Origin of the sequence: Streptomyces roseifaciens (assembly GCF_001445655.1) — a bacterium.
Lineage (GTDB): Bacteria > Actinomycetota > Actinomycetes > Streptomycetales > Streptomycetaceae > Streptomyces > Streptomyces aureoversilis.
The window spans coordinates 319,814-333,552 of sequence record NZ_LNBE01000001.1 but is presented as its reverse complement, the minus strand read 5'-3'; the positions used below and the strand labels follow the sequence as shown (position 1 = coordinate 333,552).

At 68.7% G+C, this 13,739-nt stretch carries 14 protein-coding genes and 3 pseudogenes; 9 read left to right on the top strand and 8 right to left on the bottom strand.

Annotated features, from left to right (window positions below; translation table 11 throughout):
* Positions 1-596: 596 nt before the first annotated feature.
* Entirely contained in the window at positions 597-1,931 is a 1,335-nt protein-coding gene (locus tag AS857_RS01375; protein ID WP_058041218.1) for a wax ester/triacylglycerol synthase family O-acyltransferase, read from the bottom strand.
* Positions 1,932-2,419: 488 nt separating this feature from the next.
* A complete protein-coding gene (locus tag AS857_RS01370) occupies positions 2,420-2,908 on the bottom strand; it encodes a hypothetical protein (RefSeq protein ID WP_245699548.1) in 489 nt (162 codons plus the stop codon).
* Between the two features lie 806 nt (positions 2,909-3,714).
* Here AS857_RS01370 and AS857_RS01365 point away from each other — a divergent pair.
* Positions 3,715-4,698 carry a chymotrypsin family serine protease gene (locus AS857_RS01365; protein ID WP_058041217.1) on the top strand — a complete coding sequence of 328 codons (984 nt, stop codon included), beginning with the start codon at positions 3,715-3,717 and terminating at the stop codon, positions 4,696-4,698.
* A 113-nt stretch (positions 4,699-4,811) separates the two neighbouring features.
* Here AS857_RS01365 and AS857_RS01360 read toward each other — a convergent pair whose 3' ends face one another.
* The gene (locus AS857_RS01360; protein ID WP_058041327.1) at positions 4,812-4,997 is read right to left on the bottom strand and encodes a Sp36 family protein; all 186 of its coding nucleotides are present in this window, start codon (positions 4,995-4,997) and stop codon (positions 4,812-4,814) included.
* Positions 4,998-5,555: 558 nt separating this feature from the next.
* Here AS857_RS01360 and AS857_RS01355 point away from each other — a divergent pair.
* The 5 genes from AS857_RS01355 (at position 5,556) to AS857_RS01340 (ending at position 9,297) form a co-directional block, all read left to right on the top strand.
* A complete protein-coding gene (locus AS857_RS01355) occupies positions 5,556-6,797 on the top strand; it encodes an FAD-dependent monooxygenase (protein ID WP_245699530.1) in 1,242 nt (413 codons plus the stop codon).
* A gap of 370 nt (positions 6,798-7,167) precedes the next feature.
* Positions 7,168-7,368: a dienelactone hydrolase family protein gene (locus tag AS857_RS38470; protein WP_107105477.1), complete on the top strand. Its 201-nt coding sequence runs from the start codon at positions 7,168-7,170 to the stop codon at positions 7,366-7,368.
* On the top strand, positions 7,368-7,679 hold the full coding sequence (locus AS857_RS01350; protein WP_058041216.1) for a hypothetical protein: 312 nt from the start codon (positions 7,368-7,370) through the stop codon (positions 7,677-7,679). The genes AS857_RS38470 and AS857_RS01350 overlap by 1 nt, the downstream gene beginning before the upstream one ends.
* A gap of 11 nt (positions 7,680-7,690) precedes the next feature.
* Positions 7,691-8,740, top strand: coding sequence for a VOC family protein (locus AS857_RS01345; protein ID WP_245699528.1), 1,050 nt, complete (start codon positions 7,691-7,693; stop codon positions 8,738-8,740).
* The gene (locus tag AS857_RS01340; protein ID WP_245699547.1) at positions 8,656-9,297 is read left to right on the top strand and encodes a helix-turn-helix transcriptional regulator; all 642 of its coding nucleotides are present in this window, start codon (positions 8,656-8,658) and stop codon (positions 9,295-9,297) included. The genes AS857_RS01345 and AS857_RS01340 overlap by 85 nt, the downstream gene beginning before the upstream one ends.
* Before the next feature lie 604 nt (positions 9,298-9,901).
* On the opposite strand, the gene AS857_RS01335 is transcribed toward AS857_RS01340, so the two are convergent.
* Together AS857_RS01335 and AS857_RS39375 are read right to left on the bottom strand one after the other, a co-directional pair.
* Positions 9,902-10,183 carry a hypothetical protein gene (locus AS857_RS01335; protein WP_144440681.1) on the bottom strand — a complete coding sequence of 94 codons (282 nt, stop codon included), beginning with the start codon at positions 10,181-10,183 and terminating at the stop codon, positions 9,902-9,904.
* Positions 10,184-10,294: 111 nt separating this feature from the next.
* Positions 10,295-10,516, bottom strand: coding sequence for a hypothetical protein (locus AS857_RS39375; RefSeq protein WP_144440680.1), 222 nt, complete (start codon positions 10,514-10,516; stop codon positions 10,295-10,297).
* Positions 10,517-10,609: 93 nt separating this feature from the next.
* On the opposite strand from AS857_RS39375, the pseudogene AS857_RS38465 reads away from it, so the two are divergent.
* A pseudogene (locus AS857_RS38465) lies at positions 10,610-11,154 on the top strand (transposase).
* A 142-nt stretch (positions 11,155-11,296) separates the two neighbouring features.
* Positions 11,297-11,590 (top strand): annotated as a pseudogene (locus AS857_RS01325) (IS701 family transposase); the annotation flags it as partial.
* A gap of 174 nt (positions 11,591-11,764) precedes the next feature.
* Here AS857_RS01325 and AS857_RS40840 read toward each other — a convergent pair.
* Positions 11,765-12,037, bottom strand: a pseudogene (locus tag AS857_RS40840) (GNAT family N-acetyltransferase); the annotation flags it as partial.
* Positions 12,038-12,141: 104 nt separating this feature from the next.
* A complete protein-coding gene (locus AS857_RS40270; RefSeq protein WP_173864715.1) occupies positions 12,142-12,303 on the bottom strand; it encodes a hypothetical protein in 162 nt (53 codons plus the stop codon).
* Between the two features lie 195 nt (positions 12,304-12,498).
* Here AS857_RS40270 and AS857_RS39370 point away from each other — a divergent pair, with 195 nt between their 5' ends.
* Positions 12,499-12,684: a hypothetical protein gene (locus tag AS857_RS39370; RefSeq protein WP_144440679.1), complete on the top strand. Its 186-nt coding sequence runs from the start codon at positions 12,499-12,501 to the stop codon at positions 12,682-12,684.
* On the opposite strand, the gene AS857_RS01315 is transcribed toward AS857_RS39370, so the two are convergent.
* Entirely contained in the window at positions 12,639-13,514 is an 876-nt protein-coding gene (locus AS857_RS01315; protein ID WP_079109968.1) for an IS5 family transposase, read from the bottom strand. The two genes, AS857_RS39370 and AS857_RS01315, sit on opposite strands and share 46 nt — an antisense overlap.
* Positions 13,515-13,739 lie beyond the last annotated feature (225 nt).

Sequence of the window (13,739 nt, the reverse complement as noted above, 5' to 3'; positions counted from 1 at the left end):
GAGGCGGGCGAGGCGGGGTTCATGGTGACGGTGATGCCATCGAACTCGCTCCAACCGCCGGCGGCGAGGTAGGTGAGTTTGAGGCACCGGTCCATCCGGCGGTCAGGGGTGGTGGGGAACGTGGCGATCAGGTTCGGCCCACGTGTGGACGTCGGTGCGGGAAGCGCACGCCGCCCTCCAGGCCGGCCAAGTTCCGGCGAAGCGACAGAGCAGGGAGATGCCATTCGAACCGACCAGACAGCCGTAGCCGCGGCCGCAGCGGGGGCAGATCGTCGTCCACCACATCCCGCGCCCGCGCGGCCTGCGGGCATGCCGTAGAAGCCGTGGAAGCCGGGAGACCCCGGGCACAGTGGGGCCAGCCGCTCCCCCACCGAGGCCTCAACGGCCGGTGTGTCACCGTCTACGAACATCGCCGGGCCTCAAGCCCCCCGTGCACTCACCTGTTCCCGTTGTGTCGTCTTCGGCGCCCTCCTCCGGGGGCGGAGGAGGGGGTGGAGGTGGAGGGAACCCATCATGGGAGGGGCGGCGTATCCCGTTCTGGCCTGGGCCGCCCCGGTCGAGTGCCGGGGCGGCCGGGCGTCTGAAGCAGGAATGGGTCAGCTGCCGCAAGCGGCGACCAGTTCGGCGGCCTCCTCCACGAGCGACCGGGCGAGGACGTCCAGGTCGGGTACGGCGACAGCGTCGGCGAGCAGGCCGTAGCAGACGCGGTCTTCGTACGTGGTGATGCCCACGGCAAGGGACTGCCCGGGAGCGAGCGGGGCGAGCGGATAGGCCTCGCGGACGGGGCTGTCCGCGAGTGTGAGGCCATGGGCACCACGCAGCGGGACGCTCGAGATGAGCAGGTCGTAGAAGAGGCGTCCCGAGCGGGCGATGAGGCCGCCACCGAAGCGGTGGCCGAGGGGCGGGATGACGTCGGCCAGCAGCGCAGCGGCGCCCGGGCCAGTGGCAGGCCCGGCCTGCTTGTTACGCTCCATGACCTCGCGCACCGCGCGCAGGCGGGTGAGGGGTTCGGCCTCGCCGACGGGTAGCCGGGTCAGATAGCCGGAGAGCCTGTTGCCCGAGGCGCCCGGGTTGCTCGGATCGCGGAGCGACACGGGCACGAGGGCGCGGGGGCACACACCGTCGCTGCCGTCGCCTCGCTTGTCGAGCCAGCGCCGCAGGCCGCCCGCGACCACGGCGAGGAGGACGTCGTTGACGGTGCCGCCCGCGGCCTCGCGGACACGGTTCACGTCGCGCAGGTCGACGATCGCACCGTCGGCGCGGCGAGCGCCGGTGGCGCGGGAGGCGAGGGCGGGCGAGGAGTGCACGCTCCAGGCGGCGCGGGCCATGGCGGAGCCGATGGACAGGGCGCGGCCGGCGTCGGTGACGGCGCCGCGCACGAGGCCGGGCAGCTTGCGCGGATCGGGTAGGCGCAGGCCGAAGCCGTTCTTCTGCGTACGTGGCACATCGGCCGCGGCGGGTGCCCCATCGACGGCGGCGGGGTCCAGGAGCGACAGGACGTACGACGCCGCGCGCATGCCGTCCGCGTGGGCGTGGTGGAACATGAACAGGACGGCGAAGGACGTGCCATCCGCGCCGGGCAGTACATGCGCGGCCCACGGCGGCCGCCCCCTCTCCAGGGGCTGCTGCATCAAGGCCCCAGCGGCCACGTAGAAGTCCCGCACGGGCGCGGCGAGGTGTACGTGGTCCGACGGATCGTAGTCGGGGGCGACATGGCGGGCGGCGGCGCCGACGGGGAGCCAGACGGGCCTGATGCGGGTGTTCAGTCCTGGTATGCGGGCGGCGCGGGCGGCGAGCAGGGCGGCGGCACGCTGGGCGGCGTCCGGGGTATCGGCGTCGAAGACGAAGAGCCCGCCCATGTGGAGGGGGTGGCCGGCGGACTCGATGTTCCAGAAGGCGAGGTCGAGCGGGGCGAGCAGTTCGGGCGCCACTTCAGAGGTCACAGGGTCTCCGAGGTCACAGGGGTATGGGTACTCGCGCGTCGGATGGTGCCAGGGGGGCAGAGCTGCTGAACGTAAGCGAGCAGAAGTCAATCGCCATCGATCAGCTACAGTCAAGTATGGCCTCGGTACCCTGCGTTAACAGCACGCGAAGGGCAGTTGATTTCGGCCCCTCCCAACATCCCCTTCACCCCCTTCACCCCCTTCATCCACTTGCTCCGGCCCATCCCCGGCCCGCGCGCCCGGCCACCATGCCGGTGCCACAATCCACTTGCCCGAAAAGGGATTCTCGGGGGCAGCGAACTGCGCTGTGAACGCTCAAACCCCGCGGGGGGGGTGGGGGGGAGACGGCCGCTTCCTTGCCCTTCAACTCAATTTGCTCATGGCTGTGACTGAGCGCCCTAGTTGGCCCCGTCTGGTCAAGTAGGCGTTCAACCGGTCCTGAAGGTCGGACTGTTCACTACTACGGGGCGGTGCGCTCAGTCGTCGGCGATCTGCAGGGCCAGCGCGAAGTGCTCACCGTCCGTTCCTGCGAGCAGGCTGTCGAACAGTGGGGTAAGCCCGTTCACGGCGCCGCACCCTGCGTCGTGGTTGGTCCACCAGCTGGCCTCCGGTCCGAGCAGGGACACCACCCGGTCCGCCGCGCGCTCGGCAGCCTCCGGCGGCAGGTGCCGGTGGCTCGGCCAGACCAGGTCGACGGCCGCGACCTGGGCCAGGAACGCGGCGGCCGCGTGCGTTTCCACCGGTTCCAGTGCGGCGCAGACCTCAGGGGTGGACGGCGGGGCGTATCCGGGCAGGAAGCGCTGCCAGGCCTCATCCGCCACGACCTCGGCCAGCAGCGTGCGGATCCGGGCCGCCAGCTCCGGCAGGTCGGGGTCCGGCTCAGTGAACCGTCCGGTTGCCACGTACACCCGCATCGGCGTCGACAACTCTGCCATGCCGGCTTCCAGCTCGGTCAGGACCCCCATGCACGTCACAGCAGGATTCTGCCGTACGCCCCCGCTCGCTCCTCGACCCGCACCCGGGCCAGCCCCAGCCAGCCAGCCGCTATTGGGGTCCGGCGCTATGTGAAGAAGCGGGTCGAGCATCGCCAGCAGAGTCGTCGCATCGGTGCTGTTCGGCATGGGGCATCCACTTCCTGTAGGTCAGAGCCCCGTGAAATGCCGTCGGCGTCGGACTGCTGGAGCTAACCTCCACAGAAGCGACGACACGACGAGCCACCTCTCCGACGCTGACGCCGTTCCTTCGTCTGACCTGCGAAAGCACGGCGTTCAAGTTCGGAATGACAACAGCTGCTGGAGCTGGGATCCTGATGTGGACACCCTGAGACTGGACGCTTGGTTCAGTGGAAGGCGGGCATCGATGCCGCCGAGGGACTGCCGTTCCGGTGGGACGGCCGAGCGAGGGCGCCGGCATTCGGAGAGCCGCGCGGCGCCGGCATCATCGGGCCCGGTCGCTGCTGCAGCATACGCGCCGGGCCTGGCTGGACGTCTTCGCCGTCCGGTCGGGTGGTGCACTGGTGCACTGGTGCACTGGTGCACTGGGGTTGAAACGCAGCCGCTGGTTCCGCTGAAGGCGGCTGCCCATGATCGGCGTCACGGCGACCACCGACCATTCGGCTCATCGCCTTCGGGCTGACTGAACCGGCTTTCCCTCTTTATCCGTGCCACCCCGACGACCAGATCGCGAAGAAGCGGTCGATGCCGCTCATGAACCGACCGAACGCACCATGTACCTCGACGAGGTCCCATCCCGTCGTCCGAGGAGGCTCACCATGGAGATCCCGGAAGAACTGATCACCGCGCTGGAGGCTCCGGCACTCGAGCTGACCGCCCTGCAAAGCGTCAACGGTGTGGGGCTGGGCATGCGGGAGGAGAACGAGGAGTTCTTCGACGAGCTGGCCGTGCGGGTCTACGTCGACGACGCCACGGATATACCCGAGCTGCCCACGCAGATCACCGGCATGCCGGTGTGCGTCGTCGAGTTCCCCATTGAACCGCTGTTCACGCCGGATACCAGCCGACACGACCTGCTCGTAGGCGGGGCGCAGATCGAGCAGGCCCCCATGGCGGCCGGCACGCTCGGCGCGGTCGTCCTGCGCAACAACGACAACACCCTGGCCGGCCTGACCTGCCATCACGTCTCCGGCGACACCGGAGCTCGGGTCTTCCAGCCCACCGCGCCGCCAATGCCCATCGGCTCCACCCCGGACCTGACCGACAGCCTCGGCCAGGTGATCGCCTTCGACTCCCCGGTGACACAGACGATCCCGACCCCGGCCGGAGGGGTGCTCTGGCTGGGCCGGCAGGTCGACACCGCCATCATCGCTCTGGACGAAGCCGCGCAGAAAGGCCGGACCTTTTCCAACGAGATCGCCGACGGTTTCGGCGCGGTCACTCAAACGCAAGCGCCGGCGGTAAAGATGTTCGTTCGTAAACGCGGCTCGCAGACCGGCCCCACCGGCGGCCAGATCATCGGTATGGCGCTGGCCATCTCGTGGAAGAGCGGCAGTCCGCCGGACGGACACCTTTACGCGATGGCCAACCAATTCGAGATCTTCTTCAACCCGGCGGACTGCCCGGACGGGATCTTCGCCCGGGGCGGCGACTCGGGTTCGGTCGTCCTGCAGTCCGGCACGCACACCGCCGTCGGCCTGCTGTGGGGCGGCGTCGCACAGGGCGGCAGGAGAGCCGTGATGAGCGACATAACCATGGTCGAGCAACGGCTCGACGTGACCCTCGCCTGGGCCTTCTCATGACCGGATGGCCGTGCACGTCGGCGCCTCCAGGGGTCGGCCGCCTCGCTGCACCAGGCCTCGCGTGAGGCTGCGCGGTGCGGCGTGGCGGTACGCCACGCCGCACCGCGCGCCCTTCACGCCGGCAGCGCCCGCTTGAAATAGGCCACAAGCTGCTCCGGGTTGTTCGGGTTCACGACGACCTGAACGAGCTCCCAGCCGTCCGCGCCCCAGGTGTCCAGAATCTGCTTGGTCGCGTGCACCAGAAGCGGCACGGTCGCGTATTCCCACGTGACCTGTGGTACGGCCGGTACGGCCGCCACCGTGGCCTGGGCGGGCGCTGCCACGGCCTGCGGTGTCACGGCCGGCGAGAGCGCCAAGGCCGCGGCGGCAGCGAGGGGGCTTGCCAATAGCGTGAGGGATCGCATCGAACGCATCGTTCTCCCCTTTCCGAAGACAGCACCGGAGTTTGTCACTGATCGAGCAGTATTTGTTCGATAGCGCTGGGGAATCGGGCGTGAACGCTGAAGCGAAATGCAGCGGGACGGACATTCGGGCGTATTGGTCTCGGTCTCGGTCTCGGTCTCGCTCTTGACGCCATTCCGTCTGCGCACCCGACCACGTCTGGCTAAAAATACCTAATTGACGATACACAACCTTGAGGGAAGTCGCTTCTCGGCGTAGACCGGTGACAGCAGAGCTCCCCGCGGCGACCTCCCCCAATCGCCGATCCTGGCATTGGCGTACAGCCCGTAGTAGAAGGTGCCGCACGAACTCCGTCTGGGCAGGTCGAAGTCAGCACGAGTACCGGTGCGCGCCGCGCTCCTGGAGTCGGCACGGGCGGGACTGCCCGGCGACGAGGTGGTGCAGGTTCGGCTCCGGTGCTCCTCTCGGATGACCGCTTGCCGACAGCGGATATCCGCCGCCCGATTCGGATAAGGCGGAGCGCCGACGCGCCCTACGGTTTCGAAGAAATCGGCGCTCTGGAGGCGTACATGGACAGCTATCGCGGTGCGCGGACGGCCGTGATCGTGGGTGCGGGCGTGGCTGGTCTGACAGCGGCCACTGCCCTGGCACGCGGCGGATGGCAGGTTGAGATCGTCGAGGTCGGCCCGCCGGAGGCGCCTTCCGGATGGGGGTTGTGCCTGACCGGTCCTTCGCTGCGCGCGCTGGACGAGCTGGGGCTTTCGGACGCATGTATCGCCGAGGGCTACGGCATGAGCACGATCACGCACGTGGACATGAACGGCAAGCCCGCGGGCGAGGTCCCGTTGCCGCGCCTGATCGGTGCGCGGCGGCCCGCGATGGTCGGTATCGCGCGCCCCGTACTGCACCGCATCCTGCACGCGGCAGCCGAGCGGTGCGGCGTGGCGGTACGCCACGGAGTGACCGTCGCCGCGGTGGATCAGGAGGGGGAGCTGGTCCGCGTGCGGTTGTCGGACGGGACGGTCCGGAGGGTCGCGCTGCTGGTGGGCGCGGACGGGATCCGCTCGTCGGCGCGGGGCCTGCTGGGGCTTGAGACCTCGCTCGACTTTCACGGACAGATGGTCTGGCGGGCTCTGGTGCCCCGCCCGCTGTGGGCCACCGGGATCCATCACTTCGCCGGGAAGGCCGACGCGGCCGGGCTCGTGCCGGTCTCGGGCAGGCAGGCGTACGTGTTCCTGACGGAGAACGGGGTGGAGCAGAGCGTCCTGCCCGATGCCGAACTCGCCCCGCGCCTGCAGCAACTGCTGGAGACCTTCCCGGGCCGGGTGGAGGAGATCCGTTCCCTGGTATCCGGGTCGGAATCGGTGGTGCGCCGCCCGGTGCTGACGGCGCTCCTGGAGGGCGCCTGGAACCAGGGCAACGGCGTGGTCATCGGTGACGCCGCGCATGCGCCCGCACCGCAGATGGCCAGTGGCGCTGCCCTGGCCGTCGAGGACGGGCTCGTGCTGGCCCGGGAACTCGAGCGGCACGAGTCTGTCGGCGCAGGACTCCAAGCATTCGTCAACCGGCGCACGCAGCGGTGCCGAACGCTCGTGGAGACCTCGATGGCGATCGCCGGCCTGGAGCGAGTGCAGCGCCACCACGAGGCGTATGCGCTGGTCGAATCCTGCCACCGGCTCATGGCCCAGCCCGCGTAACCATCCGGCGCGAAGGGCGGCCCAAGGGCTGCCCGACCTGCCGTTCACGCGACGGACAAGGAGGGACAGATGCCCACTGCAACTTCCCGGACATGAACCCCATCACGTGGCGGCGCCCTTCGACGGGCGTGCCGGAGAGGGAGAGGTGCTGCAAATTCTTCGTGGCACGCCCGCCCGCGGGAGCAGTGCGCCCGCCAGTGGTCATGATGTGGGGCGGGATCGATGTGTGGAAGGAGGAGACCTACGCGCGCGGCCGGCTGCTGCGCGAACGCGGTTTCGCGACCCTGCACATCGACATGCCCGGGGTGGGGCAGTCGCCGGTGCACGCGGGCCTTGACGCCGAACGGCAGTCGGTCCCGTCTTCGCCTGGCTGCGCGAGCAGAAGGACCTGGATGCGGACCGGGTGGCGGCACTGGGGCTCTCGTTCGGCGGCTACTGGGCGATGAAACTCGCCCACACCCACCGCGAGCAATTGGCCGCCGCCGTCAACTGGGGAGGGGGCATCCACCTGACCTTCCCGCCCGAATGGCAGGAGCGCAGCCGCGACGCCTCGTCCTACCTGATGACCTGATGGACCTGATGGACCTGATGCCGGCCGGGGCCCGCATCTTCGGCGGCAGAGCCCTCGAGGACTACGTCGACCGCTGCCCTGAGCTGTCCCTGCTCGACCAGGGCGTCCTGGACATGCCGTGCTGCTGCCCGCTGCTTCTGGTCAACGGCAAGGACGACCAGCAGAACACCTCGGCCGACCTCTGCCTGGCCCTCGAGCACGGGGCCCCAAGACGGCCCGGAGTTCCCCGGCGGTCACATGGGCGAGGGGCCCGTGCTGCCCACCGTTCTCGTCTGGCTGACCGAACGACTGAGCTGACCAGCGCAGCTTGAGGGAGTGCACCATGAGCAACAGCAGTCTGATCACCCACCTGCGGCACATCGATGTCGCCATGCCCAACTTCGCCGAGCAGCGCCGGTTCTACACCGAGCTGTGGGGGCTGACGGAGACCGCCGGTGACACCGGTGTCTCGTTTCTGGCGGCCGAAGGCTCCCCGGAGCAGTACGTGGTGCGGTTACGCAAGGACGCTCACAAGCGCACCGACCTCATCGCCTTCGGTGCCGTCTGCGCCGGCGATGTCGACATCCTGGCCACGCAACTGACGGCTCAGGGCGTGCAGCTGGTCCACGAGCCGAAATCGCTGGACACTCCCGGGGGCGGCTACGCGGTTCGCTTCTTCGACAACGAGGGCCGCGTGGTCGAGGTCTCCGCCGACGTCTCCGCACGCCGGCACCGCAAGGTGGAGGCTCGCGAGCCGGTCCCCGTGCGCCTCTCCCATGTGCTGATGAACTCTCCCACCCCCGAGGCCACGGTTGCCTGGTACATCAAGCACCTGGGGTTCCGTCTCTCGGACACGATGTGTCTGGGCGACCGCGGCGAGATCATGTGGTTCCTGCGGTGCAACGCCGTTCACCACAGCTTCGGCATCGTGCGCGGGCCGCACGCGGCCTTCCACCACGCCTCCTTCGAGATGCGCGGAATCGACGAGTTCATGCGCGGCACGGGCCGGATGCGGCGCCTGGGCATCGAGCGGCTGTGGGGACCGGGGCGGCACCGGGCCGGTGACAACTCCTTCAGCTACTTCCTCGACCGGGCCGGCAACACCGTCGAGTACACCACTGAGCTGGAGATCCTGGACGAGGACACCTGGCACCCGCACATCTTCGACCTGCGCGATCCCGCCAACGCGGATCAGTGGGGCACGGCCGAGGAGATGGACGAGTTCATCGCCGCCAAGTCCCACAACGACGTCGACCCGGGGCTGTTCATGGCCCCGCCGATGTCGCCAATCCCGGAGACACTCAGGAACTGCGGCCTCTGCGCGGCCGCAGGACGCGGTTCCTGGGCCTGCGGATCGACGCCGCCCTGGTCGACCAGGAATTCGCCGCGCTGACCGGGCATCCGCCGGTGTCCACCGTACGCTTCGATTTCGCCCTCGACCTGGCCACCTCCAAGGGCCGGGCGGTGCGGCTGCTGGTCCGTTCCCTACTCGAACAGCTGGACTCGGGAGACCCCCTTTTCCAGCACGCGGAGCTGCAGCGCAGCCAGCTGCGTTGCCTCGTCACCGCCCTGCTCCTGGCCCAGCCTCACTCGCACACCGGCGAGCTGCACGACGACGGTCCACAACCCGGCTACCCGCGCTCCTTGCGCGCAGCCCTCGCGTTCATCGAAGCAAACCTCGCCGAGCACATCAGCCTCGGCGGCATCGCCGATGCCGCAGGCTGCAGCCCGCGGACCCTCAGCTCCGCATTCCGCGGTCGGCTCGGCCTTTCGCCCATGTCCTACGTCCGCAACCTGCGGCTCGACCGGATTCGTGAGGACATCCTCGCCTCCGGCGACCCCGTCGGCACGATCGCCTACCGGTGGGGCGTCTCGCACCTTGGCCGCTTCGCGAGCGAGTACCGCGCCCGCTTCGCCGAACTGCCCTCCGACACCGCAGCCCGCAGGTAACCCGGCGGCCTCCCTCCCCTGTCTGTCTGTCTGCCTGCCTGTCACCGCATCAGCCCGGCGCCGTCAGTCGAGGACCAGCTCGGCGGTCGGGGCGAACTCGTCGGCGAGGTCTGATTCGCGTTCCCGCCCATCGACGCCATCGACGAACGGGATGCGGCCCCGCTCTCGACGCCATCCTCGGAAGCCTCGATCGGGGCTGGAGACCTTCTACGGAGGGCTCTCGGCTGGAAGGAAATCGGGCGCTGAGCCGGGAGCTCTCCGCTTCGGGCCCAGCGACGCGGCGGTCGGCGCGGTCCAGACGGACAGCGCCCGGCGGCGCGGCGGCCTTCTCGGGTCGCGGGTGCGTGTCGAGCCGCTGCACGTTGTATGACCGCGACCAGCAGGTCCTCGTCGCAGACACCCGCGCCCGGGACGGGGATCTCCACCACCTTCAAGAGGTGCTCCACGTACGACTCACCGGCGGGCCTCTTCTGATCCCCGTGGGCCTCTTCGGCGAACGCGACGGCCTCCCCCGAGGCGCTGCGCCGAAGCCTCCGGAGCGAGCACCGCCAACTGTCGGCGGGTGGTGTCCCAGTCGCGCCACGCGCCGAACGCCCGATGGGTGTCAAGACGACTCTTGATCCGCAGCTTCCAGCTGCCTCTTGTATTCCGCCCACCGAGGCAGGGTCGACGGCAGCTCGCCGACCTTCGCCCTGCGGGTCTCGAACTCTCCGGCGATGCGTCGACGCTGGATCTCGGTGAGGGCTTCGTTCCTGATCGACTTCATTTCCGCAGGAGATGCGCACTCCCTCTCGTCGACGACGAAAGCCGCGAGCATGAATCCGTCCGCAGTCCTTCTGCGGAACGTCGAGATCATGACGAACTTCGGGCCTGTCTCATCTGTCACGGGTACCTCCTGCGACCGCCCCTCCTGAGCCAGCACCGGAGGGTTGTGCGCTTCCTTGTGCCCCACCAGCTGCGGACGGCCGGTAGGCCGTGTGGGCAAACGGGTGAGAGATCAGCTCTCCCAGTATTTACGCTCCGGCAATTCCACCCAGGTGTCCGATTGTCCGGTGATGGCGCGTGCGTCGGTAGGACGCAGTCCCACCCACGCGCAGGCGTGGGCGACGGGGTGGTCGCGGTAGAGGTAGGCGAGCAGGGCCTCTTCGGATATGAGGGTGTCGTAGGGGTTCGGGCCGCCGCCGGGGTGGAGGTCCCCGAGATCGCCTTCATGCGGCAAGCCTCCACGCTGTACCGGATCACGCTGCGTCGGTGGTAGTGCCGGGTGCGCTAGGCACTGTCCGACGGGTCGCGTGACCAGACCAGCAAGCAGATCGTTCCGGCCGGTAAGGGCCGGGGCGATCTGTCGGATCAGGAGTGGGCTCGGCTGGAGCCGCACTTGCCGAAGAACGCGGGTCGAGGCGGGCGTTGGAAGAGCCATCGCAGGGTGATCAACGGCATTCTCTTCCGGCAGCGGACCGGTGTCCCGTGGCGTGATCTGCCGGCACGGTTCGGGAAGTGGAAGACCGTGCACGACCGGCATCGCAGGTGGTCGGCGGACGGCACGTGGGAGAGGATCTGCGTGCCGTCCAGGCCGATGCCGATGCGGAAGGGCCGGATCCACTGGAGCATGCTGCGGCGTCGGCAGATCAAGCACACCACTCCCGAGCGCAAGGACCAGTGAGCCAACCGGCAGCGCCGCGGCAGCGCGGGCGGCCGACCCACGGGCTTCGACAAGACGATCTGCAAGCGCCGCAACGAAGTCGAACGCACGATCAACGCTCTCAAGGGCTCCCGCGCCGTAGCCACCGATTCGATAAGAGGGCCTACACCTTCCACGGCACCGTGACCGGGTGTACCGGACCCTCGCCGAGCTGACGAGCGTGACGCTCAGGACGGCGCGGAGGGCGAGCCGGTAACCCGTTCTCGATGGGGTTTACGACCCACCGGACAGCCTCTAGTACTCCAGCAGCGATTCGTTTCCTGAGCTGGTGATTGTCGTTTCCCTGACATGGAGAGGATGGCGGAAGTCGGCTGCTGGGCTGGGGAGTTGGAGTCGGTCTTCGCGCGGATGGCAGGCCGGTTCGGTCGGGCGGACCTGCGGTGGCGAATGCGGGACCATGCCCGTGGCCTGCTGGGGCAGGCGGCTCGTAGGAACAGCTGGCAGTTGACGGAGTGGGTAGGCCACCGCACCCCGGACGGCTTCCAGCGGCTGTTGAACATCAGCGTCTGGGACGTGGACGCCGTCCACCTGCGTGACGACGTCCGGGCCTATGCCGGTGAGTCTCTTGGCCTCGGTGGTGTGCTGATTCTCTGGCGGCTCCGCGGACAGGTGCCGGGACGGGAAGTCGCTGACCTCCGCCGTGTCGAGTCGGCACTCCTCCCCCGCCACACGGACGCCAGCGACGCCCGCAGCGTCCTAGGGCGTGTATCGAAAGCACGGACAGGCCGGGCGGGGTGATGCCCGGTCCGGCCCGTCCGCTCTCTGCTAAAGGTCGAGCTGATACTGGTGTGTCGTGTGCGTGGGTGTGTAGCCGAGGCCGTCGTTGACCCGTCGCATGTACGCGTTGCTGTCGGCGGTGTACGTCAGGGGGCCACCGAGGTCCGGATAGTCCCTGTGGGCCTGTCGGATCGACTCGGCCTTCATCCATCGGCCGAGGCCGTGACCTCGGTGCTCGGGCAGCACCCCCGTGCCGTAGTGCTGGCCGTCACCTGTGCCGTTGCCGGGGATGACGAGTTCGGTGAAGGCGGCGATCGAGCCGCAGAGTTGAGCTCGGCCGCCTCTTGACTGACCCCTGACCTGACACGATCTCTGAGACGGCGAAACGCCGCGGCGTGCCGGGGCGTTTCGTGCGTGTGCTCAGTTCAGCGCAAGCCGTCTGTGTCGTCGTGCTCTTCGCCGACTGGGAGTGGCCGACGGTCCTCCACCGGGTCATCGCTGTAGATGACCGCGGAGACCGCGCTGTCGTAGGCATCGTCGAGGCCGTTACCGCTTGCGCCGAGCATGTTCTCCCAGTCAATTCCCATACCTACGAGCCTACCCGTAGTGTTCGAGGAACCGAGCGATGTGGGCGTTGAGCTCGTCCGCCTGGGCAAAGATCGCAGCTTCCTCTTCTGGGAGGATGGGCGGCGCGCAGGGCCTCGCCGAGCCCTAGGTGTTCTGCCTCGGGAGGTTGTGGACGGCTGGGCAGTTGAGTCCTATGGGTCGGTACAGTCGCGTGCATGCTGAAGCCAGTGCTGCGTGTAGTTGAAGCGGGCGGTCGTACCGTGGACGATCCGACCGAGGAGGTTCTGCACGACCTGCTGTCTGAGATGATGGCGGGAGGCGTTGCCGTGGACCCCGATGCCTTTTCAGTGAAGGATTACAGCCACTCGTTGATCGCCGCGACCAGGACTGTCGCCTCGTAGCGGACAGCGAGCTTGTCGTACCGCGTGGCGACAGCGCGGTTCCTCTTGAGGCGGTTGATCCCACACTCGACCGCGTGGCGCTCGCGGTAGTCGGCCGGGTCGAAGCGCGGCGGCCGGCCGCCGCGGGAACCGAGCCTTCGGCGGTTGCGGGCCTGGTCGGCCTTGCCCGGGATGGTGCAGCGAATCCCGCGGCGGCGCAGGTAGCCGCGGTTCCTGCGGGAGGCGTACGCCTTGTCGGCCCGCACGCGGTTGGGGTGGACGCGTGGCCGTCCCGGACCGATGCGGGGCACGCGAACCTTGTCCAACACGGGTTCGAACTGCGGCGAGTCGCCGCGCTGCCCGGCCGTGATCACGATCGACATGGGTTTCTGACCCTGCTCGACGGCCAGGTGCAACTTGGTGGTGAACCCGCCGCGTGAGCGACCCAGTCCGTGATCCTCGGGTTCGGTGAACACACCGCCTGGCGGTTCCTTCTGCAGGTCACCCTGCCTGCGGGCCCCAGCCGCATGCTGATGAGCACGACAGACCGTGGAGTCGACGCTCAGGTCCCACATGATCCTCCCCTTCGCGTCGGCCAAGGACTGCAGCCGGGTGAAGACCTGATGCCAGGTGCCGTTCCGCTGCCACCGGCGGAACAAGTCGTAGACCCGGCCCCACGGCCCGTACTCGACGGGCACGTCCCGCCACGGAACCCCTGTACGGACCCGAAACCGTATGCCATCGATCAACCGCCGCCGAGGCCAGACAGGTGGCCGACCCGCCTTCGAGCCCTTCGGCAACAACGGCTCCAGCACCGCCCACTGCTCGTCCGTGAGATCTCCCCGACCCATGAACCGTGATCATCCACAGCACAAGATCCACTTTCGACACACAGCCTAGCCGGGCGTTCTCCGCGCCGACCGGCGGCAACGGCCCGGCGATTCACATGGGGTTGGCAACGCGCACGCAGCCAGGCCGGAGGCGGTTACCGGACGTCGGCCAGGTCGCTGGCCTCGCGAAGGTATGGGCATTGTGCGCCGCGTAGTACCTCCGTCGCGATGGCCAGGGCCCGGGCC

Bases quoted from the DNA above. Each gene is read 5' to 3' on its own strand.
- AS857_RS01350 (WP_058041216.1), top strand. From the start codon at position 7,368: ATGGACCTGATGGACCTGATGCCGGCCGGGGCCCGCATCTTCGGCGGC.
- AS857_RS39370 (WP_144440679.1), top strand. From the start codon at position 12,499: ATGCTGAAGCCAGTGCTGCGTGTAGTTGAAGCGGGCGGTCGTACCGTG.
- AS857_RS01365 (WP_058041217.1), top strand. From the start codon at position 3,715: ATGGAGATCCCGGAAGAACTGATCACCGCGCTGGAGGCTCCGGCACTC.
- AS857_RS01315 (WP_079109968.1), bottom strand. From the start codon at position 13,514: ATGGGTCGGGGAGATCTCACGGACGAGCAGTGGGCGGTGCTGGAGCCG.
- AS857_RS40270 (WP_173864715.1), bottom strand. From the start codon at position 12,303: ATGGGAATTGACTGGGAGAACATGCTCGGCGCAAGCGGTAACGGCCTC.
- AS857_RS01345 (WP_245699528.1), top strand. From the start codon at position 7,691: ATGAGCAACAGCAGTCTGATCACCCACCTGCGGCACATCGATGTCGCC.
- AS857_RS01370 (WP_245699548.1), bottom strand. From the start codon at position 2,908: ATGGGGGTCCTGACCGAGCTGGAAGCCGGCATGGCAGAGTTGTCGACG.